This window comes from Ramlibacter sp. Leaf400 (genome assembly GCF_001424545.1).
GTDB lineage: Bacteria > Pseudomonadota > Gammaproteobacteria > Burkholderiales > Burkholderiaceae_C > Ramlibacter.
Genome location: NZ_LMQL01000011.1, coordinates 86,305 through 108,691 on the forward strand (window position 1 = coordinate 86,305; position 22,387 = coordinate 108,691).

The following is a 22,387-nucleotide window of genomic DNA, read 5'->3' on the forward strand; positions in this document are numbered from 1 at the left end:
AACCCGAAGGACCCGAAACCATGGCCACCCAGCGCCTCGGAATCATCATGCACGGCGTCACCGGACGCATGGGCATGAACCAGCACCTGATCCGCTCCATCGTCGCCATCCGCAACCAGGGCGGCGTGACGCTGTCCAACGGCGACAAGGTGATGCCGGACCCCATCCTGATCGGCCGCAATGCCGAGAAGATCGAGGCCCTGGCCCGCACCCACAAGATCGAGCGCTGGGGCACCGACCTCGACAAGGCGCTGGCCAACAAGGAGGACACCGTCTTCTTCGACGCCGGCACCACCCAGATGCGCCCCACCCTGCTGGCCAAGGCGCTGCGCGCCGGCAAGCATGTGTACTGCGAGAAGCCGATCGCCACCACGCTGGCCGAAGCCATGGACATCGCCAGGACGGCGCAGAAGTCGGGCCTCAAGCACGGGGCAGTGCAGGACAAGCTGTTCCTGCCCGGCCTGCGCAAGCTGGACATGCTGCGCCGCGCCGGCTTCTTCGGCCGCATCCTGTCGCTGCGGCTGGAGTTCGGGTACTGGGTGTTCGAGGGCGACCTGCAGCCGATCCAGCGCCCCAGCTGGAACTACCGCACCGAGGACGGCGGCGGGATGATCCTGGACATGATGTGCCACTGGCGCTACGTGCTGGACAACCTGTTCGGCGAGGTCAAGTCGATCTCCTGCCTGGGCGCCACCCACATCCCCGAGCGCTGGGACGAACAGGGCAACAAGTACCATGCGACGGCCGACGACGCGGCCTACGCGATCGCCGAGATCACTGGCCACGACGGCGAGCCGATCATCGCCCAGCTGAACATGTCGTGGGCCACGCGCGTGCGCCGCGACGACCTGGTGACCTTCCACGTCGACGGCACGCACGGCTCCGCCGTCGCCACGCTGACCGAGTGCCGCGCCCAGAGCCGCGTCGCCACGCCGCGCCCGATCTGGAACCCCGAGGTCAAGCAGCCGATGAACTTCTTCGACCAGTGGCAGGAAGTGCCCGACACGGAGTTCTACGACAACGGCTTCAAGATTCAGTGGGAGCACTTCATCCGCCACGTGGTGGAAGACGCGCCCTACAGCTGGACCCTGCCCGACGGCGCCAAGGGCGTGCAGCTGGTCGAGGCCGCGCTGCAAAGCTGGAAGGAACGCCGCTTCGTCCACGTGCCGGCGCTGCAGTTCTGAGGGCGAAGTCATGGCCACCTTCCTGAAGCTGCCGACGCGCTCCGGCGCGCTGGAGGACTACACCGTCCGGGGCGCCACGCCGGTGCAGCCCGCCAAGGGCGTGAAGTTCAACCGAATCGCCTACTCGGCCGCGCACGTCGTCGCCGACCCGCTGGCGGCGGTCGACCCGTGGCTCACCGCCGCACTCGACTGGGACGCCACCATCGCCTACCGCCAGCGCCTCTGGTCGCTCGGCCTGGGCGTGGCCGAAGCCATGGACACGGCCCAGCGCGGCATGGGCCTGGACTGGCCCACGTCGCTGGAGCTGGTCCGGCGTTCGCTGGACGCGGCGCGCGACTACCCGGGCGCGCTGGTCGCCTCGGGCTGCGGCACCGACCACCTCGCGCTCGACGAAGTGAAGACCGTCGACGACGTGATCCGCGGCTACGAGGAGCAGATGGCCGCCATCGAGAAGCTGGGCGGCAAGCTGATCATCATGGCCAGCCGCGCGCTGGCCCGCGTGGCGCGCAATCCCGGCGACTACGAGCGCGTCTACGGCCGCATCCTGTCGCAGGCCAAGCAGCCGGTGGTGTTGCACTGGCTGGGCGAGATGTTCGATCCGGCACTGGCCGGCTACTGGGGCGGCCGCGATGTCGACGCCGCGATGGCCACCGCCCTGGGCGTGATCGCCGCGCACCCGGACAAGGTCGACGGCATCAAGATCTCGCTGCTGGACAAGGACAAGGAGATCGCCATGCGGCGCCGCCTGCCTGCGGGCGTGCGCATGTACACGGGCGACGACTTCAACTATGCCGAGCTGATCGCCGGCGACGGCTTCGGCAGCGAACCCACGCACGGCAAGAGCGATGCGCTGCTGGGCATCTTCGACGCCATCGCACCGGCGGCCAGCGCCGCCCTGGGCGAGCTGGCGCAGGGCAACCTCGAGCGCTTCCACGCCATCCTCGGGCCGACCGTGCCGCTGTCGCGCCACATCTTCGCGGCGCCCACGCGGTTCTACAAAACCGGCGTGGTGTTCATGGCCTGGCTCAATGGCCACCAGAAGCACTTCACCATGGTCGGCGGCCAGCAGAGCACGCGCAGCCTGCCGCACCTGGCCGAGCTGTTCCGGCTGGCCGATGCGGCCAACCTGCTGGAGCAGCCGGACCTGGCGGTGCGCCGCATGAACACGCTTCTGGCCCTGCACGGCGTCGGGGCCTGACGCGATGCGCGACTTCTCGCAGGACCACCGCTGGCTGTCGATCAACACGGCCACCGTGCGCAAGAGCCGGGGCCAGGAAGTCCCGCTGCCCGAGATCCTGGACGCCTGCGCGCGGCGCGGCATCCGCGCCGTGTCGCCCTGGCGCGACCAGGTGGCGGCGACGGGCCTGGCCGAGGTCTCGCGGCAGGTCAAGGCGCACGGCCTGGCGCTGTCCGGCTACTGCCGCGGCGGCATGTTCACCGCCACCGACGACGGCGGCCTGAAGGCGGCGGACGACGACAACCGGCGCGCGCTGGACGAGGCACGCGAGCTCGACGCCACCTGCCTGGTGCTGGTGGTGGGCGCCCTGCCCGGCGCGCTGGCGGGCAAGGCGGCGCACAAGAACATCGCGTTGTCACGCCAGCAGGTCCACGACGGTATCGGCCGCCTGCTGGAGCATTCGCGCGCGGCCGGAATGCCGCTGGCCATCGAGCCGCTGCACCCGATGTACGCGGCCGACCGGGCCTGCATCAACACGATGGAGCACGCGCTGGACGTGTGCGACGCGCTCGACCCGCTGCCGCGCAGCGGCGCGGACCCGGAAGGGCCACCGCAAGCGGCGGCCCTGGGCGTCGCGGTGGACGTCTACCACGTGTGGTGGGACCCGAAGCTGCGCGAACAGATCGAACGCGCGGGCCGTGAACGCCTGCTGGCCTTCCACGTGTGCGACTGGCTCACGCCCACGCGCGACCTGCTCAACGACCGGGGGATGATGGGTGATGGTGTCATCGACATCCCGCGGATCCGAGGCTGGGTGGAGGAGCAGGGGTTCGAGGGGTACAGCGAGGTGGAGATCTTTTCGGCGCAGGATTGGTGGCAGCGGGAGATGGGCGAGGTGTTGGATACCTGCATCGCGCGGCATCGCAGTTCGGTCTGATTTTCGAGGCAGCGCGCCCGCGCGGCAGGCGGCCACCACCGTGTCCAGTGGCAGGAGGCCCCGGAAAACGACCCCCAAAGAAAAAGCGCGGCCAGGGCCGCGCTTGCTTCTTCCGGAGGGCGAAAACGCTCAGGCGACCTGCAGCTTGGGCGTGCTGGTGCCGCGGGCGGTGCCGGTGCCGGTGGCGCTGGACGAAGGGGTGGCGCCGAACTCGATCTCGCCGGAGAGCTGGCCGCCCTCCTCGATCACGACCTTGCCGTAGCGGATGCGGCCGGTGACCTTGCCGGTGGAGTAGATCACCAGCTTCTGGCGCACGGTCAGGTTGCCGTCGAACGAGCCGCGGATCTCGGCCACGTCGATCTCGGCCGAGCCCTTGAAGGAGCCGCGCTCGGAAATCTGGATCATGCGCGAGTCCATGGTGGCCTCGACCGAACCCTCGACCACCAGCGTGTCGCAGTCCGTGATCTCCACGCCCTTGAGCTTGATGTTCGGTCCGACGGTCAGCTTGGCTTCGCCTTCCTGCACCGGCGCGGTGTTGGCGGCGGGGGCAGTCGTGACGGCAGGGGTGCTCAGGGCGGCGCCGTTCGGGGTGTTCGGACGCACGTCTTCGCGCTTGCCGTTGTTGAAGAAGGGGGACTGCAGTGCCATCGGAATTCCTCTCAGTGGGGTGGTTGAACCCTGCATGCTAGGGATGAGGTTGCTTACAAGCACGCTTGGCTCAGCAAGTTCCGTAACCGTTTACATGCCACGGCAAAGCAGCTCATCGGCCACACATCGTGTAACACGCGTTGCGGGCCTTGTCTGCTCGTCGCACGATGAGGTCTCGAGAGGAGAAGCAGGAATGAAGAAGAGCTGGGTGGCGCTTGCGATGTCGCTGGCGGTCTGGGGCGCACAAGCGCAGGAAGTTTTCGACATCGGCGCGGGCAACCTGCTGGCCGTGCTGCGCGAGTCGGCCGGCAGCAACCAGGAGCGCGAGACGCTGCAGCCCTATGGCACGCTGCGGGCGCAGCTTCCCGACGGCAGCGAGGTGGAACTGGAGACCAGCTGGTTCCGCTACGTGGGCGACATGCACATCCGCCTGGTGTTCGACAGCCGGGCCCAGCTCCAGAGCGCCTCGCCCGACGACCTCGACCGGCTGCGGCTGGACCCCGAAGAAGCCTTGCAGGTCGCGGTGCAGAACATGCGCCGCACCTACGGCGAGCCCACGGTGCGGCCCTGGCGCGGCGGCCTGATGCAGGTGCTGGGCCGCGCCGACGACTTGAACAGCAGCTACTTCCTCGACCGGCCCTTCTGGCGGTCGCTGGAGGCGCGCCATGCCCAGGGGCTGGTGGTGGCGGTGCCGCAGCGCGGCGGCCTGCTGTACGCACCGGCCGACGACGAGGAGGCGGTGGCGGCCCTGCGCTTCAGCGCCGCGGCGCTCTACGCGGGCTCCAACCGCAGCCGCGTGTCGTCGGCGCTGTACCTGTTCCGCGAGGGACGCTGGTCGGTGTTCCAGCCCCCGATGACGCGCTGAGCGTCAGTAGGGCAGCGAGAAGCGCTGCCCGCGGAAATTCAGCACGGCCTGCTTGGGCCGCACTTCCTCCAGCTTCACGCCGGCCGCGACCTCGCTGCCCTCGTTGAACACCTGGCCGTTCACGATCAGCATGCGCTGCGCGGGGTTCTGCGAGTACACGCCGCCGCTCACCGCGAGCTGCGGCGTGCCCGCGGGGGCCGACGTGGCGACCACGGGCGTGGGTGTGGCGACAACCCCAGGCGTCGGCGTGGAGGCGTTGGCGGTGGCCACCGGTGTGCCCGCAGGCACAGGTGCGGTCGTTGGTCCAGGCGCGGATGCTGGCGATTGCGCAACGGCCGCAGCCGGGGCGCCCTCCATCTGCTGCGCGGGCGCAGCAGCGCGCGGCGCGCGCGCGGGCCGCTCGGCTTCCGGTGGCGCCGGCAAGGGCGCGGGCGCAGGCGGCACGATGGCCGTGGCGGGCCCCGCGGGCGGCACCGGCGCGGTCACCACCGGGGCGGTGTCGAGGACCGGAGGCTTCGGCGAACTCGGCTCGGCCAGGGCAACGCGCTCTGCCGCCGGCACCGCCGGTGACGCGTTGTCCCCGGCAAGCCGCCAGGCGGCTGCCGCCACCGAGGCCAGCCCCACCACCACCACGGCGACCAGCACCGGAGCGCGCCAGCGCGGCGCCGGGGCGGGCGCGTCGGCCGCGAGCGGGTGCGCGTGCAGGCCGGGCACGCGCGTGCGCTCCCGCTGGGCGTCGGCCTTGCGCAGGGCTTCGAGGATGTACGACATGGTCAGGGCGCCTGGCGCAGATGCGGCTCGTCCAGGCCCGCGCTGCGATTGAGTTGCATGAAGGTCATCGGGCCGAGCACCCCGTCGGCAGGCAGGCCCTGCGCCAGCTGGAAGCTGCGGATGCGAGTGCGCAGCGAACCGCCGGTGGCCTCGCCGTCACCCGGCTTCGCACCGGCCCTGGCCAGCTGCTCGTCCACCCACTGCGAAAGCTTGCGACCCTCGCGCTCGGGCGAGCGCGGATCGAAGCCCGCCGGCGCGCGCCAGAGCGTGGCCCATTCGCCGTTCCAGCGCGCCGCCAGCGCGGCCAGCGTCACGGTCTGCTCGCTGCCGCCGGCCGAGAGCGTGGCCGACTTGTCGTTCAGCGCCGTGAGCACGGCGTACGACGGCTTGCCGGTGTCGCGGTCGAGCGTGACGATGCCGGGCCGGTCCAGCTGGCGGATCAGCACCAGCGGCAGCGTGCGGGTGAAACAGTGCACCGATTCGCGGGCCAGGGCCTGGCAGGGATCGCCCTCGCCCGGCTCCAGCTTCCAGGCCTGCGCCAGTTCGCGCCAGGCCTGGCGTTCGTCGCGCAGCAGCGTCGGGGGCGTGGGGCTCGAGGCCGCAGCCGCGGGCGCGGCGGCCTGCGCCACCACCGGCTGGACCGACGCGACCTCCACCGTGGCGGGCGGCTCCGGCGGCGGCACGGCCGGCGCGGCCGCGGCCACGGGGGGCGTGGCCACCGGTAGCGACGACTCGGTCCACCAGTGCGCGGCGGCCACCAGGCCGGCGCCGGCCAGCAGGCCCACGCCCAGCACCGCGGCCTGGCGCGGCCAGGTCCGCTGCGCCGAGGGCGCGGGATCGCCGAACACCTCTCGCGCCGCCTGGTCGACGATCGCGCGGGTGACGCCGGCTTCGCTGCGGCCGAAGGCGCCGAGCAACGCGCGGTCGCACAGCAGGTTGATCCGGCGCGGCACGCCGCCGCTGCGCTTGTGGATGCGCTCCAGTGCCGACCGATCGAACGGCAGCGCGCGCGACAGCCCCGCCACTTCCAGCCGGTGCCGCACGTACTGCTGCGTCTCGGTGCGCGTCAGCGCGTCGAGGTGGAAGCGCGCGATGACGCGCTGGGCGAGCTGCTCCAGCTGCGGCTGCGAGAGCAGCTCGCGCAGCTCGGGCTGGCCGATCAGCACGATCTGCAGCAACTTGCGCTCGGACGTCTCCAGGTTGGTCAGCAGGCGCAGCTGCTCCAGCACGTCGGCCGAAAGGTTCTGCGCCTCGTCGATGATCAGCACGCTGTTGCGCCCCTGCGCGTGCGACCGCAGCAGGAAAGCGTTGAGCGGGTCCAGGTAGTCCTTGACGGTGGCCGCCACGCCCTCGCGGCGCGGCACCTCGATGCGGAACTCCTCGCACACCGACTGCAGCAGCTCGGTGACCGTCAGCTTGGGATTGAAGATGTAGGCGACGTTGCAGTTGTCCGGGATCTGCTCCAGGAAGCCCCGGCACACGGTGGTCTTGCCGGTGCCGATCTCGCCGGTGAGCAGCACGAAGCCGCCCCCGCCGCCCAGCCCGTACAGCAGGTGGGCGAGCGCCTCGCGGTGGCGCTCGCTCATGAAGAGATAGCGCGGGTCCGGCGCGATCGAGAACGGCTCGTGCGACAGCCCGAAATACGGCGCGTACATGCGCGAAGGATACCCGCGCCCGAAGGCGCGGCGGAGATCAGGCGGGCGCGAGCACGCTGCGGCGCGCGCGCCGCACGTTGAACGCGCTGGCGATCAGCAGCGTCTGCAGCGCCACCAGGCCCAGCCACACGCCGGCGTAATGGCCATGGTCCATCAGGCTGCCGAACACCAGCGGCGCCACCGCCTGCCCGATGTCCAGCCCGGAATAGACGATGCCGAACACCCGGCCGCTGGCGTTCTCCGGCGTCGAGCGCTTGACCAGCAGGTCGCGCGAAGGCCCCGCGATGCCGCTGGCGAAGCCCATGGCGCCGAACAGCGCCGGGATGGCCAGCGCCGGCAGCGGCGCCACCCCGATCGTCAGCGCCACCCCCGCCGCCAGGCCGAATCCGATCGCCACGATGCGCTCGCAACGGGACGGGTCGGACGCCAGGAAGCCCCCCAGCACCATGCCGCCGGCGCTGCACACCATGTAGATCGTCAGGCAGGCCGCCACCAGGCCGACGGGAACGCCGTGCAGCTGGCGGGCGGCTTCCGGCGCGAAGGCCTGCACCACGCTCAGCACGCCGGCGTAGACGAAGAAGAAGGCGAAGCACATCCACACCGCCGGGATGCGCAGGAAGTCGAAGGTCGCCTCGGCGGCCCTGGCCGTCCCCGCTGCGACCGGCGCCCGCGGCAGCTCGAGCCGCGCACGCTGCAGCCACAGCACCAGCAGCACGCCCCAGGCCAGCGCGCCCGCGGCCGCCAGGGCCACGCGCCAGGAGAAGGCGATCGCCAGCGGCACCAGCAGGGCCGGCGCCAGCGCCCAGCCCAGGCTGCCGGTGATGCCGTGGAAGCTGTAGGCATGGCCCAGCCGCGGCGCGCTCACCTTGCGGTTGAGCAGCGTGTAGTCGACCGGGTGGAACACGCCGTTGCCGACGCCGGCCACCACCGCGAACCCGGCCATCATCCAGTAGCTGGTGCTGGCCGCGAAGCCGAAGCCGGCCAGGCCCACCAGCGCCAGGCCGCCGAGCAGCACCGGCCGCGGGCCGTGCCGGTCGACCAGGAAGCCCGAGGCCGCCTGCACCGCGCAGGAGACCACGAAGAACACCGTCATCAGGAAGCCCAGCTCCACGTAGCTGGCGTTGAACTCGTCCTTGAGCCAGGGGAACAGCGGCGCCAGGAGCAACTGGCTGAAGTGGCTGATCATGTGGGCCAGCCCCACCAGGCCGATCACGCCGGCGTCCTGTCGAAGCGGAGGAAGCGGCACGCTGCCGGCGGTCGGGTTCGAAGCCATGGCGGGCATCCTAGCCCGCGGGCCCCGATTCCGGAATGCGACGGTTCGCCACCTTTCCCCGGATTCCCGCCAAAATCGCGGGATGGGCCGCCCTTCCCTTTCCACGCCGATCGGCGACGCCGAAGCCTTCCGCCCGAGCACGGCCCGGCCGGTGCGGCTGCGCGCCCGCACGCTGCCCGCCGACACCCACTTCGAGCCGCACCGCCACGCCTGGGCCCAGCTGGCCTACTGCTCCACCGGCGTGCTGCAGGTCTGCGCCGAGCAGGGCCGCGGCGTGGCCGACGAGGTGACTTACATCGTCCCGCCGTCGCGCGCGGTCTGGATCGCGCCGGGCGCCCGCCACTCGGTCCACGTGCTGGAGAGCGCGCAGTTCCGCACGCTCTACCTGCACGCGTCCGTGACGCCGCCGGACTGGAGCGGCTGCCGCGTGCTGCACGTGTCGGCCCTGCTGCGCGAGCTGGTCCAGGCCCTCGACGCTCCCGCGCTGCCGCGTCCGCGCGAGCAGCTGCTGTGCTCGCTGGTACTGGAGGAACTGCGCCACGCCGACCCGCAGGCGCTGGGCGTGCCCCTGCCCGCCCCCGGCGGCGACAAGCGCCTGCGGGCCCTGTGCGAGGCCGTGCTGCGGGACCCCGGCCAGCGCGGCAGCCTGGCCGAATGGGCGGCCGACGTGGGCGCCAGCGAGCGGACCCTGGCGCGCCTGTTCCGCGCCGAGCTGCGCACCGGCTACCAGCAGTGGCGCCAGCAGGCCGTGCTGGCCCACGCCCTGCCCCTGCTGGCGCGCGGCGTGCCGGTGCAGCAGGTGGCCGCGGCCACCGGCTACGCCAGCGAAAGCGCCTTCAGCGCCATGTTCAAGTCCGCCATGGGCCAGCCGCCGCGCCACTTCCAGGGCCGCGCCACGGCCTGACGCGGGCCGCGACCTCAGCCGTTGTCCTACACCACGGCTGGGCTTGCGCCGACTGCTGAGCTATGCCGTCAACGCTTCAATGGGCCAGCGCGCGGCGACCCCGTGCGCGTGATTGGAGGAAGTCCAGATGAGCCAATCGCAGGACCGCAACGACAGCCCGCAGCCCACCGGCCGCGCGCCCGCCGACCAGGCCCCCGGCCGCCGCTCCGGCGAGGGGGCCGCCAGTGCCCTGGAACAGATCTCCCAGGACCGGCAGCGCCAGCAGGACAACGGCGGCGAGCGCGACCGCAGCTAGCGGCTGCAGAATCGCCGGCGATGCGAAGCGCCGGCCTGCTCATGTTCCGCCGCGCCTCGGGCGGGCTGGAGCTGCTGCTGGCCCACCCCGGCGGGCCGTTCTGGGCCCGCAAGGACGACGGCGCCTGGACCCTGCCCAAGGGTGAACTCGGGGACGGCGAGGACCCGTTCGCCGCGGCGCTGCGCGAATTCGAGGAGGAGACGGGCTGCGTGCCCACCGGACCCTTCCTCGACCTGGGCGAGATCCGCCAGAAGAGCGGCAAGCGCGTGCAGGCCTGGGCCTTCCAGGGCGACCTCGATCCGGAACGCCTCCTGTGCAACCTGTTCGAGATGGAGTGGCCGCCGCGCTCGGGGCGGATGCAGCAGTTCCCGGAGATCGACCGTGTGGCCTGGTTCGACCCGGCCACCGCGCGCCGCAAGCTGCTGCCCGCGCAGCAGCCTTTCGTCGAACGACTGGAGCAGTTGCTGGCCGGCGCCGGCTGATGCCCGCGCCGCTCAGCGGACCGTGGCCGCCGCGCGGCCGGCGACCGCCTGGTGCAGCAGCGGCTCCAGCGCGGAGAAGTCCACCGGCTTGGTCAGGTGCTGGTCGAAGCCCGACTCCTGCGAGCGGCGACGGTCCTGCTCGGTGCCCCAGCCCGTGATCGCCACCAGCAGCGTGCGGGCGAAGCGCGGCTCCTGGCGCAGCCGCTGCGCGACCTCGTAGCCGCTCATGCCGGGCAGGCCGATGTCCAGCAGGATCACGTCCGGCCCGAACCCGTGGGCCGCCGCCACCACCTGCGTTCCCTCGTGCAGCACGTGGGTGGTGCAGCCCGCCATCTCCAGCACCAGCGACAGCGTCTCGGCGGCGTCCACGTTGTCGTCGACCAGCAGCACCTTGACGCCTCCCTGGGGCAGGCCCAAGGCCGCGGGGGCCAGCTGCGGCAGCGGATGCGCGGTGGCGGCCAGGCAGGGCAGGCGCACGATGAAGCGGCTGCCCAGTCCCGGGCCGGCGCTCTCGGCCACCACGGTGCCGCCGTGCAGCTCGATCAGGCTGCGCACCAGGTACAGGCCGATGCCCAGGCCGCCCTGGGCCCGGTCGAGCGTGCTGCGCACCTGCGAGAACAGCGAGAAGATGGTGTCCAGCATCTCGCGCGGGATGCCTTCGCCGTTGTCCTCCACCTCGATCAGCGCGAATTCGCCTTCGCGGCGCGCCCGCAGCGCGATGCGGCCGCCCGGCGGCGTGTACTTGGCGGCGTTGTTCAACAGGTTGCCCAGCGCCTGCGCCAGCCGGGTGGGGTCGCCCATCACCTCGATCTCGTCCTCCGGCATCTCCACCGAGAGCGAGTGGCCGCCGGAGGCGACCGCCGGCCGGCTGATCTCCACCGCGCTGTCCAGCGCCGGGCGCAGCCGCACGCGCGAGACCTCCAGCCGGATCTTGCCGCTGTTGATGCGCGAGATGTCCAGGAGGTCGTCGATCAACCGGATCATGTGGGCCAGCTGCCGCTCCATGGTGGCCCGCGCGATCTGCGAGGGCGCGCCGTTGGCGGTGTCCTTCTTCAGGATCTCCAGCCCGGTGCGGATCGGCGCCAGCGGGTTGCGCAACTCGTGCGCCAAGGTGGCCAGGAATTCGTCCTTGGCCCGGTTGGCCTCCTGCAGCACCCGCTCGGCCTCCTTGCGCTCGGTGACCTCCACCACCGAGCCGGCCATGCGGAAAGGCTGGCCGGCGGGGTCCCACAGCGCGGCGCCGGCGACGAAGAACCAGCGCCAGTGGCCGGCCCGGTCGCGCAGCCGGCACTCGACCTGGTAGGGCGCGCGCTCGCGCAGGTGGGCCCGCAGCGTGGCGGCGACGGCCGGCCAGTCGTCCGGGTGCAGGACGTCGCGGATCGACGACGGCTTGTCCGGGAACTCCTCGTCGGTGTAGCCCAGCAGCGCCTTGAAGCGCGGCGAATAGAACATCGTGCCGCCCGGCATGTCCCAGTCCCACAGGCCCGCACTGGAGCCGCGCACGGCCAGCTGGTAGCGCGCCTCGCTGGAGCGCAGCGCCTGGTTGGCGCCCTCCAGCGTCTGCGAGCGCCGCTGGAGTTCGTCGAGCATGGCGTTGAAGGCGTCCACCAGTTCGCCAACTTCGTCGTCGCTGCTGCGCGTGGCGCGCAGGTCGCCGGTCTCGCCGCGCAGGATCTTGCGGGCCACCTCGCTGATGCCCAGGATCGGGCTGGTGAGCGAGCGCTGCAGCCGGTTGGACAGCAGCAGCGCCGCCGCCAGGCTGCCGCCCATGATCACGGCCAGCACGCCCAGGTACTCGAAGGTCTGGCGCAGGCGCTCGTGCCGCATCTGCAGCCACACGGTGCCGACCCGCTCGCGATTGAGCACCACCGGGCGCCAGGCCGAGGCCCAGTCGCCCTCCACCGTCACGCCGAAGGCCTGGGGCCGCTGCGGGATGTCGAAGCCACCGGCCTCGGGGCGGCGGTAGATCGCGAACAGCGCGCCGCTCTCGTCGTAAAGCGCCGCGGCGACCACCGCCTGCTTGGCCCGCAGCACCGCCAGGTTCTCGGTGGCCACGCGCACGTCGGCGAAGGCCAGGGCCGGCGCGGTGGCCAGCGCGATCACGTCGGCCTGCGTCAGCAGGTCCTCGTTGATGTCGGCCAGCTCCCGCCGCAGGTCCACCACCAGCAGCGCGATCGCGGCGACCACCAGGGCCACCAGCGTGGTGGTCGCCAGGATGGAATTGAGCTTGCTGCGGATGGAGCGCCGCTCGCTGGGTTTCATCGGCCGCGGCCCTCCACGGAATGCGCCACCGCCAGCAGGCGGGCCGAGAGGCGCAGGCCGCGCGCGTCGGCCAGCGGCAGCGAGGCGGTGAAGCGGACGCGGCCATCGACGACCACGAAGTTGATGACCCCGCCCAGGCGGTGGCCCTCCTCCTGCTCCGTCACCACCAGCAGCGGGCCGGCGATGGAGGCGAGGTCCTGCACGCGGGCTTCGCGGCCGGCCCCGATCAGCAGCGCGTGCAGGCCCGCGGGCGAATCGCCGTCGCGCCAGCGGCGCACGACGATGGCCCGGCCGTTGACTCGGCGGCCTTCGGACAACTGCTCCAGGTCGGTCGCCACCGCGTCGTTGCCGGCCACGCCGATCACCAGCGGATCGTCGGCGTCCTGGAAGCTGCCGGCCGGCCACTCGACCAGCCCGGCGATGCGGTGCAGGAAGGCGGCCTTGACGGAGCTTTCACTGGCCGTGCCGGTCGGCGCGGCTGCGAACGACAGGCCGTGCCACGCGCAGAAGGCGAGCAGCAGGGCAAGAATCGGTTTCATGGTCCCCCCGGGAGGGACCGATATTAGGCGAGCCGTAGCGGCTGGCCAGCTCAGCAGGCGTGCGGGCGGTGTTCCGCCGCGGCCTTGTCCCATGCCGCACGGATCGCTGCCAGCGCTTCCTCGCGGGTCAGGCGCGAGCCGCCCTTGATGCGCTCCCAGTTGGCCCGCAGCGAGACCTCGGCCTCGTCCCAGCTGCCGCCGTACTGCGCATGGCCGACGTAGCCCACGCAGTAGGCCGGCGCGTAGTCCTCGTAATCGCAGCCCGGCCGGAAGTAGCGCTGGTTCGAGTAGATGCGGCTCCAGTAGTCGTCCTGCTGTCGTGCATCGACGGCGACGGCAGACTCGACCCGCGCGTCGCGCTCGAGGAGAAAGCAACCGGCATAGGACCTCGCGAAAGGGAAGGTGAAGACGGCGCGAATGCTCCCGGGCCGGGGCCGGCGCGTCCGTAGGACGGGGTCGAAAGAGTGTTGTGGGAGTGTTGTAAAACCGCCGCCGCGCCAGCGTGGGAACGCGGCCGGAGCTTGGTCCGCGCAAGCGTGCGCAGCTACACTTTCAGGAGCAGGAAGGCGCGTGTCCGCGCGCCGTCGCGACACCCCGAATGGCCAGAACCGCGCAACCCAGCCACTACGAACTCCTCGGCGTGCCCAGCAGCGCCGCGCAGGACGCCTTGCGCATGGCCTACCGCCGCGCCGCCCAGCAGCACCACCCCGACCGCCTGCCGCAGGACCCGGGGGCGCAGGACAGGATGGCGGCGATCAACGAGGCCTACGCGGTGCTGTCGCACCCCGGCCGGCGCGCCAGCTACGACCAGTGGCTGCAGGCGCGCGAAGCCCGCAGCCGCGCCGAGGCGGCCGCCACGGCGGCGCAGCCCACTCGATTCGCTTCGGGATGGCCCTGGGGCCTGGTGGCGGCGACCATGGCGATCGCCTTCGGCACCGTGGGCGGCGTGCTGTACCGCACCGCCCTGCCCACCCTGGCCGTGGCCGCGCAGCAGGCGCCGGCCAAGTTCACCGGCCGCTGAAGGCCCCTCAGCCGAAGAAGCCGCGCGCCAGGTGGCGCGCGAAGTTCTCGGTCCAGCGCTCGCCGCCGCTGGCGTCGTACTGCGCTGCGGCGCGCTGCGTGACGACGTGCACCCGGCGCAGCGGCACGGCATCGTCGTTGGCCGCGGCTTCGAACACCTGGGCCTTGAAGCTGCCGGGGTCCCTGCCGCTGTCGCGGATGGCGCTCTCGAAAGCCTCGAGCTCGCGCGGGGACATGGGGGTGCGCTGGACCAGCATCTGTACTACCTGCCTTTCCACTTGCACCAACGCGGCCCCATCCGCCGGGGCGGACAGGATTTACCCGCGCGAAACACGCTGGCTCAGCCGCCCGTCTTCACCACCAGCCGGCCGCGCACCTGCCCGGCCATGAGGCGCTGCGCATGCCCGATCGCATCGGCCAGCGGGATCTCGGTGGTGATCGCCTCCAGGAGCTTCGGGTCGAGGTCGCGCGCCAGCCGCGACCAGGCCTGCTCGCGCAAGGGCATCGGCGCCAGCACGCTCTCGACGCCCAGCAGGCTCACGGCACGCAGGATGAAGGGCGCCACGGTCGCCGGCAGGTCCATGCCCTGGGCCAGCCCGCAGGCCGCGACGGCGCCGCGGTAACGCGTCTGCGCGCAGGCATTGGCCAGCGTGTGGCTGCCCACCGCGTCGACCACGCCGGCCCAGCGCTCCTTCTGCAGCGGCTTGCCGGGCGCGGAAAGTTCGGCGCGGTCGATGACGGCGGACGCGCCCAGCTGCCGCAGGAAGCCCTCTTCGCCCGCCTTGCCGGTGGCCGCGACCACGCGGTGCCCGAGCCGGGCCAGCACCGCGATCGCGATCGAACCGACGCCGCCGGTCGCGCCCGTCACCAGCACCTCGCCATCTCCCGGCTTCAGGCCGTGCTTCTCGAGCGCCAGGATGCACAGCATGGCGGTGTAGCCGGCCGTGCCGATGGCCATCGCCTGGCGCGTCGTGAAGGCCTCGGGCAGGCGCACCAGCCACTCGCCCTTCAGTCGGGCGCGGCCGGCCAGGCAGCCCTTGTGCGCCTCGCCCACGCCGAAGCCGTTGAGCACGACTTCGTCGCCGGGCTTCCACTTGGGCGAGGCGCTCTCCACCACGCGGCCCGCGCCGTCGATGCCGGCCACCATGGGCCAGCTGCGCACGATGGGCGAGCGGTTGGTGATCGCCAGGGCGTCCTTGTAGTTCAGCGTGGAATACGCCACCTCGACGGTGACGTCGCCCTCGGGCAGGAAGTCGTCGCCGACCTCGCGGACGGCCGCCGAGAATTCCGGGGCCTTGTCCAGCACGAGGGCCTTGAACATCGCGGGCTACTTCGGCTCGACGTCGGTGATGTCGCGCACCGGCACGCGCGCACGTCGCGGCACGTAGCCGGGGGCCGGGCGGGCGCTTTCGCTCCAGCCGCCCGGGGCGCCGCGGCGGCGCGCGGCGGCGAGCAGGACGGACCACACGGGTTTGCCGCCCAGGCGGACCCAGCCGGAGTGCAGCAGCCACAGCACGGCGCCGACGAAGCTGACGACCAGCATGCCGGCGGCGACCACCAGGCCGGCCGCCAGGGCCAGCAGGTGCATCAGGAAGGCGAGGAAAGCGGGCATTCGCAAAAAGTCTCTCGTGAAACGTCGCTGGAAGAGTCCAGTTTGGCCCGCCCCGGCGGACCGGGCAAGCGGGCCCGGATTTGCCCCTGACCGCCGTCGGCTACTGGCCTCAGGCGGGCGCCTGCTCGCGCGGCTCGGCCTTGACCGGGCCGAAATGGAACACGCCGGGCTCGCGCACCGGGTCCACCTCGACCGGGATCGCGCTCTTGGGCGGGAACCGGCCTTCCAGGATCAGGCGCGACAGCGGGTTCTCGATGCGCTGCTGGATCGCCCGCTTGAGCGGACGCGCGCCGTACACCGGGTCGAAGCCGACCTTGGCCAGCTCTTCCAGCGCCGCCGGCGACACCTGCAGCGTGAGGTCCATCTTGGCGAGCCGCTGCTCCAGCACCTTGAGCTGGATCTGCGCGATGCGCGCGATGTGGTCGGCGCCCAGCCCATGGAACACCACCGTCTCGTCGATCCGGTTGAGCAGCTCCGGACGGAAGTGGTTCTTCAGCTCGTCCCAGACGGCGTCCTTGACGTCCTCGTAGGGCCGGCCGGCCATGGCCTGGATCATGTGCGAGCCGATGTTGCTGGTCATCGCGATCACCGTGTTCTTGAAGTCCACGGTGCGGCCCTGCCCGTCGGTCAGGCGCCCATCGTCCAGCACCTGCAGCAGCACGTTGAACACGTCGTGGTGGGCCTTCTCCACCTCGTCCAGCAGGATCACGCTGTAGGGCTTGCGGCGCACGGCCTCGGTCAGGTAGCCGCCCTCCTCGTAGCCCACGTAGCCCGGCGGCGCGCCGATCAGGCGGGCCACGGAGTGCTTCTCCATGAACTCGCTCATGTCCACGCGGATGAGGTGCTCCTCGCTGTCGAACAGGAAGTTCGCCAGCGCCTTGCACAGCTCCGTCTTGCCCACGCCGGTGGGGCCCAGGAACAGGAAGGAGCCGGTCGGCCGGTTCGGGTCGGACAGGCCCGAGCGCGAGCGGCGGATGGCGTTGGCCACCGCGCTGATCGCCTCGTCCTGGCCCACCACGCGCTGGTGCAGGCGCTCTTCCATCTGCAGCAGCTTCTCGCGCTCGCCCTGCATCAGCTTGGACACCGGGATGCCGGTGGAACGGGCCACCACTTCCGCGATCTCTTCCGCCCCCACCTGGGTGCGCAGCAGCTGCGGCCGGCCGGCCTTGGCCTTGCCGGTCTCGGCGTCCTGCGCGGCCTTGAGCTTTCGCTCCAGCTCGGGCAGCCGGCCGTACTGCAGCTCGGCCACCTTGTTGAAGTCGGCCTTGCGCTTGAACTCCTCGATCTGGAAGCGTGCGCGGTCGATCTCCTCCTTGACCTGGGCGCTGCCCTGCGCGCTGGCCTTCTCGGCCTTCCAGATCTCCTCGAGGTCGGCGATCTCCTTCTGCAGCCGGGTGATCTCGTCCTCGATCAGGCCCAGGCGCTTCTGCGAGGCCTCGTCCTTTTCCTTGCGCACGGCCTCGCGCTCGATCTGCAGCTGGATCAACCGGCGGTCGAGCCGGTCGATCGCCTCCGGCTTGGAGTCGATCTCGATCTTGATCTTGGAGGCGGCCTCGTCGATCAGGTCGATGGCCTTGTCCGGCAGGAAGCGATCGGTGATGTAGCGGTGCGAGAGTTCCGCCGCGGCCACGATGGCCGGGTCGGTGATCTCCACGCCGTGGTGCACCTCGTACTTTTCCTGCAGCCCGCGCAGGATGGCGATGGTGGCTTCGACCGTCGGCTCGCCCACCAGGATCTTCTGGAAGCGGCGCTCCAGCGCGGCGTCCTTCTCGATGTACTTGCGGTATTCGTCCAGGGTGGTGGCGCCCACGCAGTGCAGCTCGCCGCGCGCCAGCGCCGGCTTGAGCATGTTGCCCGCGTCCATCGCGCCTTCGGCCTTGCCGGCGCCCACCATGGTGTGCAGTTCGTCGATGAAGACGATGGTGCGGCCCTCGTCCTTGGCCAGCTCGGTAAGCACGTTCTTCAGGCGCTCCTCGAACTCGCCGCGGTACTTGGCGCCGGCCAGCAGGGCCGCCATGTCCAGCGAGAGCACGCGCTTGTTCTTCAGCGACTCGGGCACCTCGCCCGCGACGATGCGCTGGGCCAGGCCTTCGACGATGGCGGTCTTGCCCACGCCGGGCTCGCCGATCAGCACCGGGTTGTTCTTGGTGCGCCGCTGCAGCACCTGGATCGCGCGGCGGATCTCCTCGTCGCGGCCGATCACCGGATCGAGCTTGCCACGTTGGGCCCGCTCGGTGAGGTCGACGGTGTATTTCTTCAGGGCCTCGCGCTGGCCCTCGGACCCGGCGCTGTCCACGCTCTGGCCGCCGCGCACGGCATCGACCGCCGATTCCAGCGACTTGCGGGTGAGCCCGTTCTCGCGGGCGATGCGGCCGATGTCGGCCTTGCTGTCGGCCACCGCCAGCAGGAACAGCTCGCTGGCGATGAACTGGTCGCCACGCTTGAGGCCTTCCTTCTCGGCCGCCTGCAGCAGCGTGACCAGCTCGCGGCCCACCTGGACCTGCTCCTGGCCCTGCACCTGCGGGCGCTTGTGCATCGCGGCTTCGGCCGTGGCCTGCAGGCCCGGCACGTTGACGCCGGCGCGCTGCAGCAGCGAGCGCGGCCCGTCCTCCTGCCGCAGCATGGCCACCATCAGGTGTTCGGCTTCGATGTACGCGTGGTCGTTGGCGAGCGCCAGGCTCTGGGCCTCTCCCAAAGCCTCCTGGAACTTGGTGGTGAGTTTGTCGAGTCGCATGGATGGACCTCCGTTGCCCTCGAAGCTTAGGCTTGTCCATTGGTTTTCAAGGGTTACCGGGTGCGCCATGGCTCAGCGGCGGCACTGTCCAGAAACTAGAATCGCGGGATGCAGATCCACCAGGTGTCGGTGACCTACCAGGCCGAGCAGGACCGCCTGCTGCTGCGCGTGAGCAGCACCACCGGCGATGAGATGCGGCTGTGGCTCACGCGCCGGCTCATGATCGGGCTGTGGCCCCTGCTGACCCGGCTGCAGACCGAGCAGCTGCTGCGAAGCGAGGCCGGCGCCGCTTCCATGGACCTGAGCGACCAGGAGCTGCGGCGCATGCTCACGGAATTTCGCAAGGAGGAGTTCCTGCAGCGGGCCGACTTCGACACCCCTTACGAGGACAAGGGCAGCCACCCGCTGGGCAGCGAGCCGCTGCTGGTGACCGACATCGACGCCTCGCCCCTGCCCAACGGCCGGCTGCGCCTGGCATTCAACGAGCGCGGGGCGGTGGCCGGCGGCGACAAGCCGCGCGGCTTCCAGCTCGAGATGGACCTGCGGCTGGTGCAGGGCATGATGCACCTGCTCGAGCAGTCGCTGGTGCGCGCGCAGTGGCGCGAACCCTTCGTCATGCCCACCTCGCCCGCCGTCGAGGGCGCCGAGGCGGAGTTCGGCGAAGAGCGGCCGCGCTACCTCAACTGAGCGAAGGCTGCGGCCTCAGCCGCGCGGGCCGGGGTCCAGCGAAAAACCGGCGATCCGCTTGTACTCGTCCGAGATGCGGCGCAGCTCGTCCTGGCTGATCAGGTCGTCGATCGTGCCGGGGAAAGGCCGCCCGCCGCTGAGTTCGTCCGCGCGGATGTTGATGAAGTCCGGTGGCACCGAACGGTTGGTCTCCACGATGCGCGACGTAGGGCCCAGGCGCTGCGCCTCGTAGCGCGCCAGCGCCGCCACGCCGTCGCCGGCCGCCAGTTCCCCCGCCAGCACGCGCGCATCGATCAGCGCCTGGGCGGAGCCGTTGGAGCCGCGCGGGTACATCGGGTGGGCGGCGTCGCCCAGCAGCGTGACGCGGCCGAAGGTCCAGCGCGGCACCGGGTCGCGGTCCACCATCGGGTACTCGAAGATCTGCGCGGCGCCGCGGATCAGCGCCGGGACGTCGAGCCAGTCGTAGCGCCAGTCGGCGAACAGGTCGACGAAGTCTTCGGGGCTGCCGGCCCGGTTCCAGTCGTTCTTGGGTGCGCCCGTCCGCTGGATCTCGGCCACCCAGTTCACCAGCTGGCGCCCCTGGCCGTCGACGTTGTCGACGATCGGGTAGATCACCATCTTGCCGGTGCCGATGGAGCCGATGCGAAGGTAGCTGCGGCCGGTGAGGATGGGCGGGTGCAGCGTCACGCCGCGCCAGGTGTTGATGCCGGCGAAGGCGAGCTGCTCGTCCGGGTAGAACTGCCGGCGCACGGCGGAGTTGACGCCGTCGCACGCGACGGCCACATCGGCCTGCGCGGACGGGAGCGCCGCGCCGCCGCTGGTCTGCAGTCGCAGGGTGACGCCCTGCTCGTCCTGGTCGACGCCGATGCAGCGGTGGTCCAGGTGCACGGCCTGCGGCCCCAGGCGGTCCAGCACGGCCTGGTACAGCACGCGGTGCAGCTTGCCCCGGTGGAGGCCGATCTCCGGAAGTTCGTAGCCGGCGTGGCGGCCGCGCGGCTCGCGGTAGATGAACTGGCCCCAGCGGTTGAAGAACACGCTCTCCAGGTTCTCGATGCCCAGCGGCTCGACCTGGGCCTGCAGCCCGAGCGCCGCGATCTCGCGCATGGCGTGCGGCAGCAGCGTGATGCCCACGCCGATCTCGCGCACCTCGGGCACGGTCTCGTAGACGTCGCACGCGATCCCGTGGCGGTGCAGCGACAAGGCGAGCGCCAGGCCCCCGATGCCGCCGCCGATGATGGCTACGCGCATACCTGCCTCATTCAGCCGTGATGCCTTGGGACTTGATCAGCTTGGCCCAGCGCTCCGCGTCCTGCTCGACCAGGCGGCGGAAGTCCTCGGGCGTGCTGCTGGCGGGGTCCATGCCCTGAGTCTCGAAGGCGGTGCGCACCTCGGGCAGCGCCAGGATGTCCTTGAGCTCGCGGTTCAGGCGCGCCACGAAGTCCGGCGCCGTGCCGGGCGGGGCGAAGATGCCGTACCACATGTCGACGTTGACATTGCCGGCGCGCGCCTCGGTGAGCGTGGGCACCTGAGGCAGCAGCGCGTGGCGCTTCTCGCTGCCGATGCCCAGGGCCACCAGCTTGCCCGTCTTGACGTGCGGCAGCGCCACGTGGATGGGCAGGAACATCAGCTCGACCTGCCCGCCCAGCAGGTCGGTCACGGCCCCGGCCGTGCCGCGGTAGGGCACGTGGGTGACGGAGATGCCGCTGGTGGCCTTGAAGAGCTCCATCGACAGGTGATGCGGCGTGCCCACGCCGGGGCTGGCGTAGTTGATGGTGCCGGGCCTGGCCTTGGCGGCCTGCACCAGGTCGGCCGCCGTGCGCCAGCCGGCATTGGCGTGCGTCACCAGCAGCAGCTGGCCCCAGCTGGTGAGCGACACCGGGGTGAGGTCCCTGACCGGGTCGAACGGCAGCTTGGGGTAGAGGCTGCGGTTCATCACCAGCGTGTTGACGCTGACCAGCAGCGTGTTGCCGTTGGGCGCGGCGCGCACCACCGCTTCGGTGCCGATGTTGCCGGAGGCGCCGGCACGGTTGTCCACCACCACCGTGCGGCCCAGCCGTTCGCCCAGGCGGGGCCCGACGGTGCGGGCGATCAGGTCGATGCCCGTGCCGGGCGTGAAAGGCACGATCAGCCGCAGCGGCTGGGCGCCTGCGCCACCCCCGGCGGCGGGCGGCTGCGCTGCGGGCTGCGCGTGCAGCGCCGTGGCGGCCGCACCCAGCCCCAGGGCCAGCAGGAGACGACGGGAGATGCTCGGCATCGCAGGCTCCACTTGAGTTCGCATGCTAACGAGTATGGCGACCGGGGACCGCAAGGCACAATCCACGGATTCCCTAGCCGAGCCACCGCCCGCCCCCGTGCCCACTTCCGCCTCCCGCACCACCACCCTTTCGCGCCTGTACGCCCGGCCCGGCTTCCTGCTGCGCCGCGCGCACCAGATCTCCGCCGCGGTGTTCGAGGACGAGTGCCGCGACCTCCAGCTGACGCCGGCCCAGTTCGGCGTGCTCACCGTGCTCAAGTCGCACCCCGGGCTGGGCCAGTCGAACCTGGCGCGCGCGCTGGGCTTCGACAAGGTGACGGTGCTGCGCGTGCTGCGCGGCCTGGAGTCGCGCGGCCTGGTCGAACGCGAGTCCTCGGCCGGACGGCGCAACGTGTCGGTGCAGCTCACTCCGGCCGGCTCGCGCACCCTGGAGAGCGCGCAGAAGCCCGCCGAGCGCGCCTACCGCCGCCTGATGGCCCCGCTGGACCGCGAGCAGCAGCAACAGCTGCTGGCGCTGCTGCAGCTGCTGACCGGCGAACTGGAAGACGAGGCGCGGGCCGCCTTCGTGCCCCCCGCGCGGCAGGAAGGCTGAGGGGCCCGTTCAGCCGGCGTTGCCGGCGCGGATGCCCCAGCGCGCCAGGGCCTGGTCGTCGCTCACGCGCGCATCGACCCACTGCTCGCCCTGCGGCGTGCGTTCCTTCTTCCAGAACGGCGCCTGCGTCTTGAGGTAGTCCATCAGGAACTCGCAGGACTGGAAGCTCTGGCCGCGGTGGGCCGAAGTGACGGCGGCCAGCACGATCTGGTCGCCCGGCATCAGCAGGCCGACGCGGTGCACCACGCGTGCGGCGAAGATGTCGAAGCGCCTGTGCGCCTCGTCGATCATGGCCTCGATCGCCTTCTCGGTCATGCCCGGGTAGTGCTCGAGTTCCATCGACAGCACCGGGCTGTCGCTGCCCTGGTTGGCCGTGCGCACGGTGCCGACGAAGCTGCAGACCGCGCCGACCCGGTGGTCCTGGCGACGCAGCGCCTCGAGTTCGGCCGACACGTCGAAGTCGGCGGCCTGGATGGACACGCGCGGCGCGGCCATC

24 protein-coding genes are annotated in these 22,387 nt (G+C 71.4%); 10 read left to right on the top strand and 14 right to left on the bottom strand.

The window, feature by feature from the left end; genetic code table 11:
• Positions 1–20 precede the first annotated feature (20 nt).
• The 3 genes from ASG30_RS14060 to ASG30_RS14070 are packed head-to-tail and all read left to right on the top strand — an operon-like array spanning position 21 to position 3,298.
• The gene (locus ASG30_RS14060) at positions 21–1,184 is read left to right on the top strand and encodes a Gfo/Idh/MocA family protein (protein ID WP_055897775.1); all 1,164 of its coding nucleotides are present in this window, start codon (positions 21–23) and stop codon (positions 1,182–1,184) included.
• A 10-nt stretch (positions 1,185–1,194) separates the two neighbouring features.
• Entirely contained in the window at positions 1,195–2,382 is a 1,188-nt protein-coding gene (locus ASG30_RS14065; RefSeq protein WP_055897778.1) for a dihydrodipicolinate synthase family protein, read from the top strand.
• A gap of 4 nt (positions 2,383–2,386) precedes the next feature.
• Complete coding sequence (locus tag ASG30_RS14070; protein WP_055897781.1) at positions 2,387–3,298, top strand: sugar phosphate isomerase/epimerase family protein; 912 nt, start codon at positions 2,387–2,389, stop codon at positions 3,296–3,298.
• A gap of 129 nt (positions 3,299–3,427) precedes the next feature.
• Here the strand turns inward: ASG30_RS14070 and ASG30_RS14075 are convergent, their stop codons facing one another.
• The gene (locus ASG30_RS14075; protein WP_055897784.1) at positions 3,428–3,946 is read right to left on the bottom strand and encodes a bactofilin family protein; all 519 of its coding nucleotides are present in this window, start codon (positions 3,944–3,946) and stop codon (positions 3,428–3,430) included.
• Positions 3,947–4,139: 193 nt separating this feature from the next.
• On the opposite strand from ASG30_RS14075, the gene ASG30_RS14080 reads away from it, so the two are divergent.
• Complete coding sequence (locus ASG30_RS14080; RefSeq protein WP_055897786.1) at positions 4,140–4,811, top strand: hypothetical protein; 672 nt, start codon at positions 4,140–4,142, stop codon at positions 4,809–4,811.
• A gap of 3 nt (positions 4,812–4,814) precedes the next feature.
• Here the strand turns inward: ASG30_RS14080 and ASG30_RS14085 are convergent, their stop codons facing one another.
• The 3 genes from ASG30_RS14085 to ASG30_RS14095 are packed head-to-tail and all read right to left on the bottom strand — an operon-like array spanning position 4,815 to position 8,510.
• Positions 4,815–5,582, bottom strand: a complete 768-nt coding sequence (locus ASG30_RS14085; protein WP_055897789.1) for a general secretion pathway protein GspB — start codon at positions 5,580–5,582, stop codon at positions 4,815–4,817.
• Between the two features lie 2 nt (positions 5,583–5,584).
• Complete coding sequence (locus tag ASG30_RS14090) at positions 5,585–7,237, bottom strand: ExeA family protein (RefSeq protein WP_055897792.1); 1,653 nt, start codon at positions 7,235–7,237, stop codon at positions 5,585–5,587.
• A gap of 37 nt (positions 7,238–7,274) precedes the next feature.
• A complete protein-coding gene (locus tag ASG30_RS14095) occupies positions 7,275–8,510 on the bottom strand; it encodes an MFS transporter (RefSeq protein ID WP_055898699.1) in 1,236 nt (411 codons plus the stop codon).
• Between the two features lie 82 nt (positions 8,511–8,592).
• Here ASG30_RS14095 and ASG30_RS14100 point away from each other — a divergent pair, with 82 nt between their 5' ends.
• The 3 genes from ASG30_RS14100 to ASG30_RS14105 all read left to right on the top strand — a co-directional run bounded on the left by ASG30_RS14100 (position 8,593) and on the right by ASG30_RS14105 (position 10,191).
• Complete coding sequence (locus tag ASG30_RS14100; RefSeq protein WP_055897795.1) at positions 8,593–9,414, top strand: AraC family transcriptional regulator; 822 nt, start codon at positions 8,593–8,595, stop codon at positions 9,412–9,414.
• Positions 9,415–9,541: 127 nt separating this feature from the next.
• A complete protein-coding gene (locus tag ASG30_RS22575) occupies positions 9,542–9,709 on the top strand; it encodes a hypothetical protein (protein ID WP_156385548.1) in 168 nt (55 codons plus the stop codon).
• A 20-nt stretch (positions 9,710–9,729) separates the two neighbouring features.
• Entirely contained in the window at positions 9,730–10,191 is a 462-nt protein-coding gene (locus ASG30_RS14105; protein ID WP_055897798.1) for an NUDIX domain-containing protein, read from the top strand.
• Positions 10,192–10,203: 12 nt separating this feature from the next.
• Here ASG30_RS14105 and ASG30_RS14110 read toward each other — a convergent pair whose 3' ends face one another.
• From ASG30_RS14110 to ASG30_RS22580, 3 genes are read right to left on the bottom strand one after another with little or no spacing between them, the layout of a single operon-like run.
• Positions 10,204–12,453: an ATP-binding protein gene (locus ASG30_RS14110; RefSeq protein WP_055897801.1), complete on the bottom strand. Its 2,250-nt coding sequence runs from the start codon at positions 12,451–12,453 to the stop codon at positions 10,204–10,206.
• Entirely contained in the window at positions 12,450–12,992 is a 543-nt protein-coding gene (locus ASG30_RS14115) for a YfiR family protein (RefSeq protein WP_055897806.1), read from the bottom strand. Before ASG30_RS14115 ends, ASG30_RS14110 begins: the two co-directional genes overlap by 4 nt.
• A 50-nt stretch (positions 12,993–13,042) precedes the next feature.
• Positions 13,043–13,219, bottom strand: coding sequence for a hypothetical protein (locus ASG30_RS22580; RefSeq protein ID WP_156385549.1), 177 nt, complete (start codon positions 13,217–13,219; stop codon positions 13,043–13,045).
• Positions 13,220–13,590: 371 nt separating this feature from the next.
• On the opposite strand from ASG30_RS22580, the gene ASG30_RS14120 reads away from it, so the two are divergent.
• Positions 13,591–14,013 (top strand): J domain-containing protein, encoded by a 423-nt coding sequence (locus ASG30_RS14120; RefSeq protein WP_055897809.1) that lies wholly within the window; start codon positions 13,591–13,593, stop codon positions 14,011–14,013.
• Positions 14,014–14,020: 7 nt separating this feature from the next.
• Here the strand turns inward: ASG30_RS14120 and ASG30_RS14125 are convergent, their stop codons facing one another.
• The 4 genes from ASG30_RS14125 to clpB all read right to left on the bottom strand — a co-directional run bounded on the left by ASG30_RS14125 (position 14,021) and on the right by clpB (position 18,358).
• Complete coding sequence (locus tag ASG30_RS14125; protein WP_055897812.1) at positions 14,021–14,269, bottom strand: hypothetical protein; 249 nt, start codon at positions 14,267–14,269, stop codon at positions 14,021–14,023.
• An 83-nt stretch (positions 14,270–14,352) separates the two neighbouring features.
• Complete coding sequence (gene acuI, locus ASG30_RS14130; protein WP_055897815.1) at positions 14,353–15,333, bottom strand: acrylyl-CoA reductase (NADPH); 981 nt, start codon at positions 15,331–15,333, stop codon at positions 14,353–14,355.
• A gap of 6 nt (positions 15,334–15,339) precedes the next feature.
• A complete protein-coding gene (locus tag ASG30_RS14135; protein ID WP_055897819.1) occupies positions 15,340–15,624 on the bottom strand; it encodes a hypothetical protein in 285 nt (94 codons plus the stop codon).
• Between the two features lie 109 nt (positions 15,625–15,733).
• The gene (clpB, locus tag ASG30_RS14140) at positions 15,734–18,358 is read right to left on the bottom strand and encodes an ATP-dependent chaperone ClpB (protein WP_055897820.1); all 2,625 of its coding nucleotides are present in this window, start codon (positions 18,356–18,358) and stop codon (positions 15,734–15,736) included.
• Positions 18,359–18,466: 108 nt separating this feature from the next.
• Between clpB and ASG30_RS14145 the strand changes: the two genes are divergently transcribed.
• Positions 18,467–19,045, top strand: a complete 579-nt coding sequence (locus tag ASG30_RS14145) for a hypothetical protein (RefSeq protein WP_055897822.1) — start codon at positions 18,467–18,469, stop codon at positions 19,043–19,045.
• A 15-nt stretch (positions 19,046–19,060) separates the two neighbouring features.
• Here ASG30_RS14145 and ASG30_RS14150 read toward each other — a convergent pair whose 3' ends face one another.
• Together ASG30_RS14150 and ASG30_RS14155 are read right to left on the bottom strand one after the other, a co-directional pair.
• On the bottom strand, positions 19,061–20,293 hold the full coding sequence (locus ASG30_RS14150) for a flavin-dependent oxidoreductase (protein WP_055897825.1): 1,233 nt from the start codon (positions 20,291–20,293) through the stop codon (positions 19,061–19,063).
• 7 nt (positions 20,294–20,300) lie between these two features.
• Positions 20,301–21,299 carry a tripartite tricarboxylate transporter substrate binding protein gene (locus ASG30_RS14155; RefSeq protein ID WP_156385550.1) on the bottom strand — a complete coding sequence of 333 codons (999 nt, stop codon included), beginning with the start codon at positions 21,297–21,299 and terminating at the stop codon, positions 20,301–20,303.
• A gap of 97 nt (positions 21,300–21,396) precedes the next feature.
• Between ASG30_RS14155 and ASG30_RS14160 the strand changes: the two genes are divergently transcribed.
• A complete protein-coding gene (locus ASG30_RS14160) occupies positions 21,397–21,891 on the top strand; it encodes a MarR family winged helix-turn-helix transcriptional regulator (protein WP_055897828.1) in 495 nt (164 codons plus the stop codon).
• Positions 21,892–21,900: 9 nt separating this feature from the next.
• Here ASG30_RS14160 and ASG30_RS14165 read toward each other — a convergent pair whose 3' ends face one another.
• A complete protein-coding gene (locus tag ASG30_RS14165; RefSeq protein ID WP_055897831.1) occupies positions 21,901–22,386 on the bottom strand; it encodes a molybdenum cofactor biosynthesis protein MoaE in 486 nt (161 codons plus the stop codon).
• Position 22,387 lies beyond the last annotated feature (1 nt).